The organism is Rhizobium laguerreae (assembly GCF_019778565.1).
Lineage (GTDB): Bacteria > Pseudomonadota > Alphaproteobacteria > Rhizobiales > Rhizobiaceae > Rhizobium > Rhizobium laguerreae.
The window spans coordinates 108,727-123,339 of the sequence record NZ_JAAXQT010000012.1; the positions used below are offsets into that span (position 1 = coordinate 108,727).

Genomic DNA, 14,613 nt, shown 5'->3' on the forward strand with positions numbered 1-14,613 from the left:
ACCTTGCGGCGTCCAAGCCTGAGGAAAGCAGCGACGGCTTCGCGTTGCAAAAGCAATGCGTGTCTGCAAACATGTAAGCCGCGCAGATCAGAACGGTACCCCGATCCTCATGGACATCAGACGCCTCAAATCTTTCATCGTGATCGTCGACAGCGGCAGCATCACGCGAGCGGCGGACCTTTTGCATATCGCCCAGCCGGCCCTCAGCCAGCAGCTTGCGGCACTGGAGGAACATTTCGGTCAGAAGCTGCTGATCCGCAGCCAGCAGGGCGTCAGCATGACCGATGCAGGACACGCGGTGTATCGCCATGCGCAGATTATCCTTCGGCAGATGGAGCAGGCGCAAGCGGATGCATCGGCAGCCGGCAATTCGCTTGCCGGGCGTGTGTCCGTCGGTCTCGTGCCCTTCAGCAGTGCGGCCACGCTGTCGGTCGACCTCCTGGCGGAGACCCGCAAACGGCATCCCGGTATTCTGCTGCACCTGACCGAAAGCGTCGGCCAGACCTATAGCCAGATGATCATGAACGGCCGGCTGGAGATGGCGCTTCTCCATGGAACCGGACCGATCAAAGGCGTCCGGTTCGAGCCGATCCTCAGCGAAGAGTTTTACCTTGTCGCGCATCGGGACTTTGCGATCGAAGCGGATGCGAAACCCGTTCTGGTCAATACTCTCGACGGGATGCCGCTGCTGTTGCCGCCGGCCTATAATTTCGTTCGCCGCGCGGTCGATACCGCCTTCACGCGCACCCGCACCAATTTGAAAGTCGTGGCGGAAGTCGAAATCGTCCGCACGCTCGCCCGCGCGGTGGGCAGCGGTCTCGGCGCGACGATCATGCCGAAAGCCATCGCCGACCGTATCGTATCGGAATCGAGCGAGCCGCTGATCTGCCGGCTCGTCTCGCCGCGGATCGAAGAAACCCTGTCGCTGTGCGTTTCCGATCAGAATCCCCTATCGGAACCGGCCCTTGCCGTCCGGGACATCCTTCTCGAGTTGACGGCGCACTTGAAAAACTAAAAGCTCGCTGCCGATCAGCGCATATCCTTACAAAACTGAGCTATGCGCGCGCAGCCTTCGCCGAGTTTCTCCATGCTGGTCGCGTAAGAAATGCGAAAGAAGGGGCTCATTCCGTAAGCCGCCCCTTGCACGGTCGCGACATGATGCTCGTCGACGAGCGCCATGACGAAATCGACATCGGTCTCGATCTTTCGCCCGCCCTTGCTGGTCTTGCCGATCAGCCCCGAGATATTGGGATAGATGTAGAAGGCGCCTTCGGGCCTATGGCAGCGCAGCCCTTCCACCTCAGACAATCGGTCGAGAACGAAGTCGCGTCTTTCCTTGTAGATCGCGGCACGCTCCTTCAAGAGATCCTGAGGCCCATCGAGCGCCGCGGTCGCCGCAGCCTGCGTCAGCGTCGCGATGCCGCCACCATTCTGTCCGTTGACGTTGCTGATGGCGGAGATCAAGTCTTTCGGCCCGGCACAAAAGCCGAGCCGCCAGCCTGTCATCGCGTAAGCCTTGGAGACGCCGTTCATCGTCAGGACGCGATCATAGAGCCTGGGCTCGACTTCGGCGATCGTGCAGAACTGGAAGTCGTCATAGACCAGGTGTTCGTAGATATCGTCGGTCATGATCCAGACATTGGGATGTCGCAGCATGACCTCAGCGATGGCAGCCATCTCCGCCCGGGAGCAGGCGGCTCCGGTCGGATTGTTCGGGAAATTCAGGAAGAGCCATTTGGTGCGCGGCGTGATCGCCGCCTCCAGATCCTCGGGATGCAGCTTGAAGCCGGTCTGCTCGTGGCACGGGACGGCGACCGGGACACCGCCGGCGAACTTGACGATATCCGCATAGCTGACCCAGGAGGGCGTCGGAATGACCACCTCGTCGCCGGGATTGCAGGTTGCCAGCATGGCATTGAAGATCACCTGCTTGCCGCCGCCCGAGACGACGATCTGGCTGGCATCATAGTCGAGATTGTTGTCCCGTTTGAACTTCCGGATGATGGCCGACTTGAGCACCGGCGTACCGTCCATCGGAGGATATTTCGTATCGCCGGCAAGAGCTGCCGCATGGGCCGCCTCGATCGCGTGGGCCGGAGTGGGGAAATCCGGCTCGCCGGATGAGAGGCTGACGACTTTGATCCCGTTGGCGGCCAGTTCCCTGGCGCGCTGGGTCATGGCGGCGGAGGCGGATATGGAGACGTTTTTCAGGCGGTCTGATATGGCGGACATCGCGATGGTCCTTCAATGAGAGATTGGAACGGGAGACCGCCCGCAGGCGATCAGGATTGTGTCAGTCGGCGAGTTCGGCGGCAGGCGCGATCGTGGCGCCCGCGGCTTCGATCTCGCCGCGCACGATGCCGGCAAGCTCTAAGGCGCCGGGTGTGTCGCTATGGACGAGAATGGAGCGGGCCGGCATTGCGATCACCGCTCCGTCGATTGTCTCGACGGTTCCTTCGAGCAGAAATTTCCGTACGCGTGCACGCACCGAGGCTTCGTCCTTGATGACGGCGCCAGCGAGCCCGCGCGCGACAAGTCTGCCCTCGGCATCATAGGCCCGGTCGGCAAGGAAAAGCGCCAGCGTCTTCAAATGCGCGCGTCTGGCCGCCTGCTGGATCTCGCTGCCTGAAGTGACGAAGACGACGAGGCCGGCATCCACGGTGGCGATCGCATCCATCATCAGGTCGGCCAGCACAGGATCGCGGTTGACCATATTGCCCATGGCTGCGTGGAAGCTGATATGGGACAGCGTGACACCCTCGGCTTTGGCGATCGCCATCAGGGCGCCGAGCTGATAGAGCATCTGCTGGCGAAGCTCATCTGCCGAAAACGCTATTTCGCGGCGGCCGAACCCGAGCCGATCGGGCAAGCCCGGATGCGCGCCGATGCCGACGCCGTTCAGTTTCGCAAGCCGGACCATACGCCCCATCGTATCGGGGTCGCCGCCGTGGAAACCGCAGGCGATATTGGCCGACGAGACGAGTTTCATCATCGCTTCGTCGTCGCACAGCCGGTAGGGGCCAAAACCTTCGCCCATGTCGGAATTCAGATCGATCTTCATCGGTTCTTCCTTTTGACGGCCGGTATCTTTGCTTTCATGCATGCTGCCCGTATCAGGCCATCGCCTTCAGGGCGCCCTTGACCATCCGGGATGTTTGCCTGACGTCGTCAACATAGCGGGCGACGGCCTGTTCCACCCTGCGCGCCTCCGCATGCGTCGAGCGAACGAAGCTCAGACGCGTGCCGATGCGGGCTTGCCCGAGCCGCCACAGGTCGCATTCGATCACGCCGGCGATCTTTGGATAGCCGCCGGCGGTGTTGGCATCGCTCATCTGCACGATCGGCTCGCCGCCGGGGGGGACCTGGATCACGCCGGGCACGACGCCGTGGGAGCGCATCTCAATGGACGCGGTCGGCTTGATCGGCTCGCCTGACAATCGGTAGCCCGTCCGGTCGCTTCGGGAGGAAATCCTCCACGTCTGGTTCCAGAAAGCTTCGCCATCGCCTGCGAAAAGATCGTGCTCGCCGGCCGGCAGGGCACGGATCGGCAGCGTGCCGTTGACAGCAGCCGGAAAGACATCGCGCAGTGCCACGGCCGGTTCGACGACGGCAAGACCCGAGGCCGGCAGCATGGCGATCTCTGCATCCTCGCCGACCGCGATCCGATCGCCCTTCGCCAGAGGCCGGCCGGCATTGCCCCCGAAACCGCCGCGCAGCGACGTACTTCGCGAACCCATGATGATGGGCATATCCAGCCCGCCTCCGACCGAAATATAGGAGCGCGCCAGCCGTGGAGGCTGTTTCAGTTCGAGAACCTGTCCGGGCTCCGCGATGTAAGCGCACCAGGGAAGCAATTCCGATCCGTTAAGATGAGGATTGCCGTCGGCGCCGGTCACGGCAAAGACCACGCGCTGCTCGAAACGCAGGCTGAACGGGAAGGTCTGCACCTCGATCACAGCCGCATTTTCATCATTGCCGACGAGAATGTTGCCGATCCGGACCGCAAGCGGATCCATCGCGCCGCTGGCCGATACGCCGATATCGCGATAGCCGGGGCGGCCAAGATCCTGCACCGTGTTGAACGGGCCGCTTTCGATGATCTCGATCATAGCTCGATCCTTGCCGGCAGGAACCGCACCGTATCTCCCGGCGCCATCATGGCGGGGCTCGGTAAGGTAGGGTCGAACATCTGCAGTGCCGCGAAGCCGATGGAATTCCAGCCATTCGGACCTGTGAGCATGGCGACGCCGGTCTGCATGCCGCCGATGGTCACGCAGCCCTTCGGCATCTTCAACGAGGGCACGGTCTTTCGCGGCATATAGATGCGCGGATCGAGGCCATGCAGATAGCCGAAACCGGGCGCGCTACCCAAGGCGAAGACACGGTAGGTCGCTTCATGATGGATGCGGACGACCTCGCGATCGCTCAAGCCCGAGAGATCGCAAAGGGCCGGCAGATCCATCGCATATTCGCCGCCATAATGGACGGGAATCTCGATGGTCTTGCCGTTGAGATCGATGCTGCGCGCATTCTCCCATGCCTCCAGCAGCCGGGCGACCACCGCATCAGGATCCTCGGGCGTCTCCTTGAAGATCACCAGCAGGTTGGTCATGCCGGGGATGTTTTCGGCAAGGTCCGGCCAGCCTTTCACGGTCTGGGACAGAGCCCAGATCCGCCGCTGCGCGATGAGATCGAAGTCGCCTGGCGCCTCTAGCAGGAAGGATTTGGCGCCGATCGAGGAAACCCGCGCTTGGCGTTTGGTGGCCGGAACGATTTCGCGTTGCGATGCATGTCTGTTCGTCGTGGCGATCATGATGGGAACTCGATTTCGAACAGAGGATCACCGAAGCCGACCAGTGCGTCGGGCTCGGCGAGCAGCCTGGTCAAAACACCGGAACGGCCGGCGCGAATGGGGAGCAGGATGTGCCCTACCCCGACAAAGCCGACGATATCCGCATTGGACACGGAGCGCGGCAGATTTTGCGGCGTGGTGGAGGTCGGATGCTCGACACAGAAGCGGCCTGCCATTGGCGCCTTCATGACGACCGATGCGAAGCCGAGAGCGCGTGGCGTCGCTCCGGTCGAGCTGATCCGGGCGCCGTCTTTTCCAGCGACGATGATGCGAAGCTGTCCGCCCGGCCGGGAGATTTCGAGACCGTCCACACCGGCGGCCGTCAGCGCCTCGGTGAGCAATGCGATGGTCGCCGGATCGCTGAAATCGATCGCGCTCATGCCGCCCTCCGCAGCTTCAGCCATTGTTCAAGATAATGGATATCCGTCTCGCCGCGCGCGAATGCGCCGTCCTCGAACAGGGCGCGCAGGAAGGGGATATTGGTGGAAATCCCCTCGACCTCAGTGCCGGCAAGCGCTTCGCGCATTCTTGCCATCGCTTCGGCCCGCGTCGGCGCATGGACGATCAGCTTGGCGATCAGAGAATCGTAATAGGGCGAGACCTTGTAGCCGGCATGAATATGCGTATCGACGCGGATGCCTGGTCCCGCAGGCAACGCCAGATGGGTGACGACACCCGCTGACGGCAGGAAACTTTCCGGATCCTCGGCGTTGATGCGGCATTCGAAGGAATGGCCTTCGCAGGTCACATCGCCTTGGATGAGATCCAGGACGTGACCCTGCGCCGCCCTTATCTGCGCCTGGACGATATCGACACCACTCGTCATCTCGGTGACGGGATGCTCGACCTGAAGTCGCGTGTTCATCTCGATGAAATAGAAAGCGCCATCCTCATAGAGGAATTCGAAGGTTCCGACGCCCCGGTAGCCGATCTGGAGGCAGGCCTTTACGCAAGCCAGGCCGACCGGCTGGATGATGTCGGGCGCAATTCCCGCCGCCGGTGCCTCCTCCACCACTTTCTGATGGCGGCGCTGCATCGAGCAATCCCGATGTCCGAGCCACAGGGCATTGCCGTGATCGTCGCAAATGACCTGTATCTCGATGTGGCGCGGGTGCTCTAAGAATTTCTCCATGTAGAGCGAAGGTGAGCCGAAGGCCTTGCGGGCCTCTTCCCGCGTCAGCGCGATTGCTTCATGCAATAAATCGGCCTTGGGCACGACGCGCATGCCGCGTCCGCCGCCGCCGCCGGCTGCCTTGATGATGACAGGGTATCCGATTTCCAGCGCTATGCGCTCGATCGTGGCGGGGTCATCGGGCAGCGCGGTATCCGGACCGGGAACGCAGGGGACGCCGGCGGCCATCATCGCGCGTTTTGCCGAGATCTTGTCGCCCATAATGGCAATCGACGACGCGGTCGGACCAATGAAGACCAGGCCGGCCTTTTCGACGGCATCGGCGAAGGCGGCGTTCTCCGACAGAAAACCATAACCCGGATGGATGGCGCCGGCCCCGGCGAGACGCGCCGTCAGAATGATAGCATGCTGATTGAGATAGCTCTTGGCAGCGCTCGACGGGCCGATACAGAGAAAGCTGTCGGCGGTGCTGCCATAGGGCGCTTCCCTGTCCGCCTCGGAGCAGATGGCGACCGTCTTCAGGCCGAGCTCGCGGCAGGCACGCTGGATCCGGGCTGCGATCTCGCCGCGGTTGGCGATCAGAACGGTATCGAAGCGGTGCCCGGCGGCAGCGGAATGTTCAAGCGTTTCCGGCATCAGGCAATCTCCGCCAGCAGATCGCCAGTCTCGACCTCGCCGTCGTCGATTTCGGTGAGGTGTGTAATGCGCCCCGATCGCGGCGCGGCGATCGTGTTGAAGACCTTCATTGCCTCGATGATGAAAAGGGTCTGCCCCTCTTCCACCTCGTCACCGATCGCGACGAATGGCGGCTCCCCGGGCGCCGGGGTCCGATGCAGAACGCCGAAGACCGGCGCCTTCACCGCATAGGTTTTCTCGGGCCTCGAAGGCATATCGGCGCCGGCATCCTGGGCAGGGTTTGTCGTCGATCCCGCCTCTTGCTCGGCAGCAGCCTCCTGACTCGGCGACGTGCGGAAAATCCGAACCGTCACGTCTTTTTCCGTCACGGTCAGCTCGGTAATGTTCGATCGTCCGACAAAGTCGATCAGCGTCTTGATCTTCGAGAGGTCCATATGCGTGCTCGGAATTTCAAACTTCCACCGCGCTGACCCGAAGTTTCAAGTCGCTCGGTGTTGTGATTTTTCGTAGCACGACGCGTCGACTGATGGGGTCAGACGAAGTTTTGATGGAGTGCAATTGGCGCCTTATAGGACATATCGCCGAACGTCAGCGACCGGCAGCCGGAAGCGGCAGAACCCCGCAATGGATTCAATGAAGGAACAATGCTTGTTCTGACGGCTGAAAGTGCTATATGTAGGTAAATACCTACATGAGGCAGCCATGACCATTACGACACTTTCCAGCCGTGAACTTAATCACGACGTCAGCAATGCGAAGAAAGCTGCCAGAAAAGGACCAGTCATCATCACTGACCGCGGCAAACCTTCCCATGTCCTTCTGACATATGAGGAATTTCAGCGTCTTTCCGGCAGGCGCCAAAGCCTGGTCGATGGGCTTTCCATGCCGGGCCTGTCGGAAATCGATTTCATGCCACCGCGGGTCGAGATCAAAACCCGCGAAGTTGACCTGTCTTGAGCTATCTGCTGGATACGAATGTCATTTCCGAACTGCGCAAGGTCGGTGACGGGAAGGCTGATCCGGAAGTCGTGGCATGGATTCAGATGGCAAACGCTTCTGACTTCTATCTCTCTGCAATTACCATTCTTGAATTGGAACGGGGCGTGCTTGCGGTCCAACGACGCGATGCCCGGCAAGGTTCACGCCTGCGTACATGGCTTGATGATCACGTGCGTCCGCAGTTCGCCGGCCGGATACTGCCGATCGATGATGCTATCGCAACGCGTTGCGCGCATCTGCATATTCCCGACCGGCGCAACGAGGCGGATGCGTTGATTGCTGCCACTGCACTGGTGCACAATCTTACAGTGGTCACCCGAAACGTGAGAGATTTCGACGGCACCGGTGTCGTCATTGTCGATCCTTGGAAGGGTCAAGCAATGTAGCCGCCTTAGACGGATGCAAGTTGCGCGTCAAAATTGACAATGTTAGCGTTTCTGCATGGGATGCGCAGCCGGTTGTTCCCTCATCGTCAGTTCTTCGTGGGGCCGATGCTCTCCCGCAGAATAAGCTCGCTGTGGATGACGGTGCGAACCGCCGCCGTAGTCTCTCTCTGGTCAATGGCGCCGAGCAACAGATCCACCGCCGCGCGCCCCATCTCTTCCACCGGCTGCTTGATCGTCGAGAGCGGTGGAGAGCAGAATTCGCAGACGGGGGAACCGTCGAAGGAGACGACGGATAGATCACCGGGGATGCTCAGGCCCGTGCGCTGGATACGGCTGACAAATGAAATGGCCATGTCGTCGCTGGTCGCGATGACGGCCGTTGGCTTTTCGGTCAGTTTGGCGAAATCGTCTGCCGCCTGGACGCCGATGTCGAAGCCGTGCTGATAATCGAGATGACCGCCCGAGCGGCGCACCGAACCCTCTGACAGTCCTGCCGCCTCGAGCGCCTCGAGCACGCCGCCATAACGCTCGACATCGTGGTAATTGCCTTCAGGCCCCGCAAGATAGAAGAACTGTCGATGACCCAATCGGATCAGTTCGGCCATGACGTCGCGCACGGCTTCGCGGTCGTTGGTAATCACGCTCTGCAGGCCGGCATCACTCATGTCGAGCAGCATCGACACGATCGGCAGGCCGGAATTGGCCAGCGAGCGCCCGTCGACCTCCGGAAGCTTCGACGACAGGATGATGGCGCCGCGCACGCTGCCGCCGAAGGCGAGGTCGAGAATATGCCGTTCTGAAATTTCGTCGCGATCGAGGTTGGCGATCATCAGGTTGTAACCGCCCTGGATCAGCGATTTGTTGATGCTCTGCAGCACCTGCGGGATGATCTGGGAAGCGCCGTAATAGAGCGATCCCGGCAGGATGATCATGATGATGTTGGACTTGCCGACCCTGAGGCCGCGCGCCATGGCGTTCGGCGTGTAGCCCAGTTGCCTGGCTGCGGCATTGATCTTGGCGCGTGTCTTCTCGTTGACCCGTCCGGGATTGGCGAGTGCCCGGCTGACCGTCGATATTGCAACGCCGGCGAGCCGCGCGACATCGGCCATCAATGCACCCGATGGCTCCTCTCCGGGCACATCTTTGTTTTTATTCACGTTTATTTCGGTCTCCCAGATGCTTCGATTTGCAACTCTAAGGCAGGGGGCGATTTATTGCAAACGTTTGCCAAAAACTGCTTGCTTAAAAAACCGGCTTGGCTATTATCTAGCCATGGCAAACGATTGCCATTTCTTAATGCGTTGAAAATCCATGGCTTATTGGACGCGGAATGGCTGTTCCGCACGCGGGTAGGTCATGCCTCGAGAAATGGACAGGTTATGGCAACTGGCGACAGGCTGCGCTTCGGCGTCGATCTCGTGACATTCTTTCATCCCGGCTTCTGGGGCGTCGACAGCCACGATGCGATCGTCGGTTATGCCCGCGCCGAGCCACGCGCCTTCTGGGACAAGATTCTCGACGGCGTCCAGGCTTCCGGCGTTACCGGCGTCGAGCTGACCTTCTCTCCTTTCAACTGGCAGGACGCGATCAAGACCTATGGTTCCGTCGACGCCTTCGCGGCCGAGTTGGCAAGACGTGGCCTGACGCTGTGCAGCGGCTTCTTCGCGGAACTGGAGGCGGCCGGCGACTTTGCTGAGCCCGAGGCCCAGCGCGCGCTGATCGACAAGGCGGAACGATATGCCGACTTCCTGAAAGCCTGCGGCAGCGACATCATGGTGATCGGCGCTCCCTTGCGCCAGACGCTCGGCGCCCAGCCGGTGCAGTTCTACGATTTCGACCGCGCCAAGGTGATCGCCGATCTCCTGAACCGGCTCGGCGCGACCCTCTATGCCAGGGGCGTGCGGCTTGCTCTGCACACCGAGGCGCACTCGATCTTTGCCGCCGCGCGCGACGTCGATCTGATGATGCTGCTTACCGATCCTGCCTATGTGCACATGTGCCCGGACACGGCCCATATCATCGTTGCCGGCTCCGATCCAATCCAGCTCGTCGATCGTCATCACGAGCGCATGATCATCGCCCATTGGAAGGATGCGATCGGTCCTATGCCCGCCGACATACCGATCGACAAACATATCCATGAACGCCACCAGCCCTATTTCTGCAGCTTCGGCCTCGGACGGGTCGATTGGCCGGCCTGGATTCGGCTGCTGCGCGACCGGGCCTATGAAGGCTGGGCAATCCTCGAACTCGATGCCGCGCCCGATCCCGTCCGCGACATCGCCAACGGGCTCACGCTCGTCCGGCAGGCGCTCCTGCCGATCTATCGCTGACAGTCATCCCTAAGACAACAAACGCCCCGCAAAGAGGGCATTTTCAAGAGGTGGAACAATGAAGACCATGATGAAGCTTTTTCTAGCAGGCGTGGCATTCGCCGGCCTATCTGCCTCGGCTCATGCCGAGGACAAGCCGACGATCGAGATCATGTCATCCTGGACGTCGGGCGGCGAAGCAGCAGCGCTTAACGTTATCAAGACCGAGTTCGAAAAGCGCGGCGGCGTCTGGAAGGATTCCTCGATCGCCGGCTTCGGCGCGGCCGATGCCGCCTTCCAGAACCGTATCGTCGCCGGTGACGCGCCGGGCGCCAAGCAGGGCGTCATCGGTCTCGCTGCCGCCGATTTCATCAACCAGGGACTATTCAATCCGATCGACGACGTGGCCGCCGCCGGCAAATGGGCCGACGCCTTGCCGAAATCGATCCACGATCTCATCACCTATGACGGCAAGGTCTATCTTGCGGCGACCGGCGCCCATGGCGAAAGCTGGATCTTCTATTCGAAGGAAGCCTTCGAGAAGGCCGGTATTTCGCAAGAGCCCAAGACCTGGGACGAGCTCTTTGCCGATCTCGACAAGCTGAAGGCTGCCGGCATGGTTCCGGTCGCCTGGGGCGGCCAGCCCTGGCAGCAAACCAAGGTCTTCAACATGATCCTGCTCTCGCAGGTCGGGATCGACGGCTTCCTGAAGATCTATGTCGACAAGGACAAGAGCCAGGCCTCCGTCGAGGGTGTGACGAAGACCCTTGAAATCCTCGGCAAGCTGCGCGGTTATGTCGATGCCGGTGCTGCCGGCCGCAACTGGAACGACGCGACCGCCATGCTGATCACCGCCAAGGCCGGCGTGCAGTTCATGGGCGATTGGGCCAAGGGCGAATTCACCGTTGCCGGCAAGGAGCCGGGCAAAGACTATGGCTGCATGATCGTGCCGGAGTCGAAGGGCATGGTCTACATCGCCGACGCCCTCTGGTTCCCGAAGACCGGCAAGGCCGAAACCGACAAGGCGCAGAAACTTCTCGCCGAAGTGGTCATGGATCCGGCCGTCCAGGTCGAATTCGCACTCAAGAAGGGTTCGGTTCCGATGCGCTCCGACGTCGACAAGTCGAAGCTGGACGTCTGCGCCCAGAAGGGTGCCGAGCTGATGGCCGCGGGTGCGATCGTGCCGGACCAGGCGATCGTGCTGACGCCCCAGCAGGTCGGCGCGCTCGACGACTTCGTCGACGAGTACTGGAGCGGCGGCTCGAATGATGCGGCCGCCGCGGCCGAGAATTTCTTCGCCATCTTCGAGTAGGATAGCGCCTGTGGCGTCGGCCCTGATGTCGACGCCACAGCTGCCGGCCGCCGCCTCGCGCGGCGGCGCGAGCCCTGCTTTCCACCCGTCAACGAGCTGGCCGATGTCCATCAAACGCAAGCCCAATCTTTCCGCGACCATCGCCCTTTTGCCGACCTGGTTCGTCGCGGTTGTGGTCTTCATCGGCACCATGGCCTGGTCGATCCGCCTGTCCTTCACCAATTCGACGCTTTTTCCGTCCTCGACCTATGTCGGCTTGGCGCAGTATTCGAAGCTCTTCTCTTCCGCCAAGTGGCTGGCATCGCTGCAAAACGTGTTGATCTTCGGTGTCCTTTACGTCGCAGGCTGTTTGCTGCTGGGCTTCCTGCTGGCCGCGGCGCTCGATCGCAAGATCCGCTTCGAAAGCGCCTTCAGGACCATATTCCTCTATCCCTACGCCATGTCCTTCGTGGTGACCGGGCTGATCTGGCAATGGATGCTCAATCCGACGCTCGGCATCCAGGCAAGCGTGCGTTCGCTCGGCTGGGAAAGCTTCGTCCTCGACTGGGTGGTCAATCGCGACATGGCGATCTATGCGCTGGTGCTTGCCGGCGTGTGGCAGGGCGCGGGGCTCGTCATGGTCATTGCGCTCGCCGGTATGCGTGGCATCGAAGCCGAGCAATGGAAGGCGGCGCGGATCGACGGCATTCCCGTCTGGCGGATCTATGTCTCGATCATCCTACCGCAGCTCGGGCCGGCGCTGGCCGCGGCCGGCATGCTGCTCGCCATGGGCGTGATCAAGACCTACGACATCGTCGTCGCCATGACCAATGGCGGCCCCGGCAATGCGACGGAGGTGCCGGCGAAATTCATCATGGACAATCTGTTCGGTCGCCAGAACCTCGGCCTCGCCACAGCAGGTGCGACGGTGCTTGTCCTCGGCGTGATCATCGCAGTCGCCCCGTTCCGCTACGCGATGCACATGCGTGACAAAGCAAAGGGGGCTGCGTGATGGCCCGTCCTCATCCGAACGGCCCGAAGCCGGCACAGATCACCGCCGGGCGCATCGGCCTCTATGCCTTCCTTGTCGTCGCCGCGCTTTTCTTTCTTTTGCCGCTCTACACCATGGTCGTCACCTCGCTGAAGTCCATGGACGAAATCCGGCTCGGGCAGATCTTTGCCCTGCCGGCCACGCTCGATTTCTCCGCCTGGGCTACCGCCTGGTCGGGCGCCTGCATGGGAACCGTCTGCGTCGGTATTCGCAGCGGCTTCTGGAATTCGGTGGCGATCACCCTCCCCTCGGTCGCGCTCTCGGTCTTCATCGGCGCCGTCAACGGCTATGCGCTGTCGCTCTGGCGGCCGCGCGGGGCAAACCTGCTCTTTGGCCTGCTGATGGCCGGCGGCCTGATCCCCTACCAGATCTTCCTCTATCCGATGGTCCGGGCGATGGCGAATATCGATCTCTACAATTCGCTGGCCGGTATCATTCTCGTGCATGTGATCTTCGGCCTGCCGCTGGTGACGCTGCTCTTCCGTAACTATTTCGTCAGCGTGCCGGAGGAGCTCTGCAAGGCGGCGCGCGTCGACGGCGCGGGCTTCTGGCGCATCTTTTTCGAGATCATGCTGCCGATTGCCGTGCCGATGGTCGTCGTGGTCTCCATGCTGCAGTTCACCGGCATCTGGAACGACTTTCTGCTCGGTCTCGTCTTTGCCGGGCGCGATAACCTGCCAATGACCGTGCAGCTCAACAATATCGTCAACACCACGATGGGCGAGCGAACCTACAACGTGAACATGGCCGCGACGATCCTCACCGCCATCGTTCCGCTCGCCATCTATTTCCTGTCCGGCCGCTGGTTCGTGCGCGGCATCGCGGCCGGCGCAGTCAAGGGGTAACGCTTCCATGCAATCTGCCGTCTCCGTCAAGGACCTGAAGATCGCCTATGGCGATCACACGGTGATCGAGAAGATGTCGATCGACATCGCGCCGCGGGAGTTCCTGGTGCTGCTCGGCCCTTCCGGCTGCGGCAAGTCCACGCTTCTGAACGCCATTGCCGGTCTCCAGGACATCACATCAGGCGAGGTCTGGATCTCAGGCAAGAATGTCAGCTGGGAGGAGCCGAAGGATCGCGGCATCGGCATGGTATTCCAGTCCTACGCGCTCTACCCCCGCATGTCGGTCCGCAAGAACCTTTCCTTCGGACTTCGCGTAGCCGGCCTGCCGAAGGCCGAAATCGAGTCCCGTGTCGCTCGCACCGCCGACCTCCTCCAGCTCGACAAGCTGCTCGAACGGCGTCCTGCCGAGCTGTCGGGCGGTCAGCGCCAGCGTGTCGCCATCGGCCGGGCGCTGGTGCGCGAAGTGGATGTCTTCCTGTTCGACGAACCGCTGTCGAACCTCGATGCCAAGCTGCGCAACGAATTGCGCGTCGAGATCAAGAAACTGCACCAGCGCCTCGGCAACACCATGATCTACGTCACCCACGACCAGGTCGAGGCCCTGACGCTGGCCGACCGGATCGCCATCATGCGGGACGGCGTGATCCAGCAACTCGCCTCACCGGCCGAGATCTATCGCCGTCCGATCAATCTCTTCGTTGCCGGCTTCATCGGCGCTCCTGCGATGAATTTCATTGAGGGCCGGATCGAGCACGGGGATGGGGCGACGGTTTTCCGGGGCAAGGAGTTCGCTTTCGATCTCTCCGGTTATTCCTTTCGAGCGGACGCAGCGGAAGGACCAGCAACGCTCGGCTTTCGCCCGGAACACCTTGTGCTCGATGGGGCTACGAGCGGCCTGCCCACCATTCCCGGTCGCGTTTCCGTCGTCGAGCCGATGGGTTCGGACGCCGTTGTCTGGTTCGACCGGGCGGACCAGAGCCTCTCGCTCCGGCTCATGGGCGATGTCACCCTGCAGCCGGGCGATGCCGTGGCTCCCGGGCTCGATATCGCCAAGGCATCCCTCTTCGGCGCTGACGGATCGCGGCTATGACGCGCCATCCCTTTGTTTT

16 protein-coding genes are annotated in these 14,613 nt (G+C 61.6%); 8 read left to right on the forward strand and 8 right to left on the reverse strand.

Annotated elements, in window-relative coordinates; genetic code table 11:
• Positions 1–55: 55 nt before the first annotated feature.
• Entirely contained in the window at positions 56–1,015 is a 960-nt protein-coding gene (gene nac / locus HFO71_RS30275; RefSeq protein ID WP_221985361.1) for a nitrogen assimilation transcriptional regulator NAC, read from the forward strand.
• Positions 1,016–1,029: 14 nt separating this feature from the next.
• Here the strand turns inward: nac and HFO71_RS30280 are convergent, their stop codons facing one another.
• The 7 genes from HFO71_RS30280 to HFO71_RS30310 form a co-directional block, all read right to left on the reverse strand.
• Positions 1,030–2,232: a pyridoxal phosphate-dependent aminotransferase gene (locus HFO71_RS30280; protein ID WP_221985362.1), complete on the reverse strand. Its 1,203-nt coding sequence runs from the start codon at positions 2,230–2,232 to the stop codon at positions 1,030–1,032.
• Between the two features lie 61 nt (positions 2,233–2,293).
• A complete protein-coding gene (locus HFO71_RS30285; protein WP_025398259.1) occupies positions 2,294–3,061 on the reverse strand; it encodes a 5-oxoprolinase subunit PxpA in 768 nt (255 codons plus the stop codon).
• 52 nt (positions 3,062–3,113) lie between these two features.
• Entirely contained in the window at positions 3,114–4,109 is a 996-nt protein-coding gene (locus HFO71_RS30290; protein ID WP_221985363.1) for a 5-oxoprolinase subunit C family protein, read from the reverse strand.
• Positions 4,106–4,813, reverse strand: coding sequence for a 5-oxoprolinase subunit PxpB (gene pxpB, locus HFO71_RS30295; protein WP_221985364.1), 708 nt, complete (start codon positions 4,811–4,813; stop codon positions 4,106–4,108). The genes HFO71_RS30290 and pxpB overlap by 4 nt, the downstream gene beginning before the upstream one ends.
• Positions 4,810–5,232 (reverse strand): biotin/lipoyl attachment domain-containing protein, encoded by a 423-nt coding sequence (locus tag HFO71_RS30300; protein WP_221985365.1) that lies wholly within the window; start codon positions 5,230–5,232, stop codon positions 4,810–4,812. Before HFO71_RS30300 ends, pxpB begins: the two co-directional genes overlap by 4 nt.
• Entirely contained in the window at positions 5,229–6,620 is a 1,392-nt protein-coding gene (locus HFO71_RS30305) for an acetyl-CoA carboxylase biotin carboxylase subunit (RefSeq protein ID WP_221985366.1), read from the reverse strand. Before HFO71_RS30305 ends, HFO71_RS30300 begins: the two co-directional genes overlap by 4 nt.
• A complete protein-coding gene (locus HFO71_RS30310; RefSeq protein ID WP_221985367.1) occupies positions 6,620–7,054 on the reverse strand; it encodes an acetyl-CoA carboxylase biotin carboxyl carrier protein in 435 nt (144 codons plus the stop codon). Before HFO71_RS30310 ends, HFO71_RS30305 begins: the two co-directional genes overlap by 1 nt.
• Before the next feature lie 268 nt (positions 7,055–7,322).
• Between HFO71_RS30310 and HFO71_RS30315 the strand changes: the two genes are divergently transcribed.
• Entirely contained in the window at positions 7,323–7,577 is a 255-nt protein-coding gene (locus tag HFO71_RS30315; RefSeq protein WP_025398253.1) for a type II toxin-antitoxin system Phd/YefM family antitoxin, read from the forward strand.
• A complete protein-coding gene (locus HFO71_RS30320) occupies positions 7,574–8,005 on the forward strand; it encodes a type II toxin-antitoxin system VapC family toxin (protein WP_025398252.1) in 432 nt (143 codons plus the stop codon). The genes HFO71_RS30315 and HFO71_RS30320 overlap by 4 nt, the downstream gene beginning before the upstream one ends.
• Before the next feature lie 86 nt (positions 8,006–8,091).
• On the opposite strand, the gene HFO71_RS30325 is transcribed toward HFO71_RS30320, so the two are convergent.
• Positions 8,092–9,162, reverse strand: coding sequence for a LacI family DNA-binding transcriptional regulator (locus HFO71_RS30325; RefSeq protein ID WP_221985368.1), 1,071 nt, complete (start codon positions 9,160–9,162; stop codon positions 8,092–8,094).
• A 222-nt stretch (positions 9,163–9,384) separates the two neighbouring features.
• Between HFO71_RS30325 and HFO71_RS30330 the strand changes: the two genes are divergently transcribed.
• From HFO71_RS30330 to HFO71_RS30350, 5 genes are all read left to right on the forward strand, one after another.
• Positions 9,385–10,338, forward strand: coding sequence for a sugar phosphate isomerase/epimerase family protein (locus HFO71_RS30330; protein ID WP_221985369.1), 954 nt, complete (start codon positions 9,385–9,387; stop codon positions 10,336–10,338).
• A 58-nt stretch (positions 10,339–10,396) separates the two neighbouring features.
• Positions 10,397–11,629: an ABC transporter substrate-binding protein gene (locus tag HFO71_RS30335; RefSeq protein WP_221985370.1), complete on the forward strand. Its 1,233-nt coding sequence runs from the start codon at positions 10,397–10,399 to the stop codon at positions 11,627–11,629.
• Between the two features lie 103 nt (positions 11,630–11,732).
• Positions 11,733–12,620 (forward strand): carbohydrate ABC transporter permease, encoded by an 888-nt coding sequence (locus tag HFO71_RS30340; RefSeq protein WP_020047809.1) that lies wholly within the window; start codon positions 11,733–11,735, stop codon positions 12,618–12,620.
• The gene (locus tag HFO71_RS30345) at positions 12,620–13,504 is read left to right on the forward strand and encodes a carbohydrate ABC transporter permease (protein ID WP_025398247.1); all 885 of its coding nucleotides are present in this window, start codon (positions 12,620–12,622) and stop codon (positions 13,502–13,504) included. The genes HFO71_RS30340 and HFO71_RS30345 overlap by 1 nt, the downstream gene beginning before the upstream one ends.
• 7 nt (positions 13,505–13,511) lie before the next feature.
• On the forward strand, positions 13,512–14,594 hold the full coding sequence (locus HFO71_RS30350) for an ABC transporter ATP-binding protein (protein WP_221985371.1): 1,083 nt from the start codon (positions 13,512–13,514) through the stop codon (positions 14,592–14,594).
• Positions 14,595–14,613: the final 19 nt, after the last annotated feature.

Excerpts from the sequence above, each read along its gene's own strand:
- HFO71_RS30310 (WP_221985367.1), bottom strand. The coding sequence starts at position 7,054 with ATGGACCTCTCGAAGATCAAGACGCTGATCGACTTTGTCGGACGATCG.
- HFO71_RS30340 (WP_020047809.1), top strand. The coding sequence starts at position 11,733 with ATGTCCATCAAACGCAAGCCCAATCTTTCCGCGACCATCGCCCTTTTG.
- HFO71_RS30315 (WP_025398253.1), top strand. The coding sequence starts at position 7,323 with ATGACCATTACGACACTTTCCAGCCGTGAACTTAATCACGACGTCAGC.
- HFO71_RS30280 (WP_221985362.1), bottom strand. The coding sequence starts at position 2,232 with ATGTCCGCCATATCAGACCGCCTGAAAAACGTCTCCATATCCGCCTCC.
- HFO71_RS30335 (WP_221985370.1), top strand. The coding sequence starts at position 10,397 with ATGAAGACCATGATGAAGCTTTTTCTAGCAGGCGTGGCATTCGCCGGC.
- pxpB (WP_221985364.1), bottom strand. The coding sequence starts at position 4,813 with ATGATCGCCACGACGAACAGACATGCATCGCAACGCGAAATCGTTCCG.
- HFO71_RS30285 (WP_025398259.1), bottom strand. The coding sequence starts at position 3,061 with ATGAAGATCGATCTGAATTCCGACATGGGCGAAGGTTTTGGCCCCTAC.
- HFO71_RS30300 (WP_221985365.1), bottom strand. The coding sequence starts at position 5,232 with ATGAGCGCGATCGATTTCAGCGATCCGGCGACCATCGCATTGCTCACC.
- HFO71_RS30350 (WP_221985371.1), top strand. The coding sequence starts at position 13,512 with ATGCAATCTGCCGTCTCCGTCAAGGACCTGAAGATCGCCTATGGCGAT.
- HFO71_RS30305 (WP_221985366.1), bottom strand. The coding sequence starts at position 6,620 with ATGCCGGAAACGCTTGAACATTCCGCTGCCGCCGGGCACCGCTTCGAT.
- HFO71_RS30290 (WP_221985363.1), bottom strand. The coding sequence starts at position 4,109 with ATGATCGAGATCATCGAAAGCGGCCCGTTCAACACGGTGCAGGATCTT.
- HFO71_RS30330 (WP_221985369.1), top strand. The coding sequence starts at position 9,385 with ATGGCAACTGGCGACAGGCTGCGCTTCGGCGTCGATCTCGTGACATTC.
- nac (WP_221985361.1), top strand. The coding sequence starts at position 56 with ATGCGTGTCTGCAAACATGTAAGCCGCGCAGATCAGAACGGTACCCCG.
- HFO71_RS30345 (WP_025398247.1), top strand. The coding sequence starts at position 12,620 with ATGGCCCGTCCTCATCCGAACGGCCCGAAGCCGGCACAGATCACCGCC.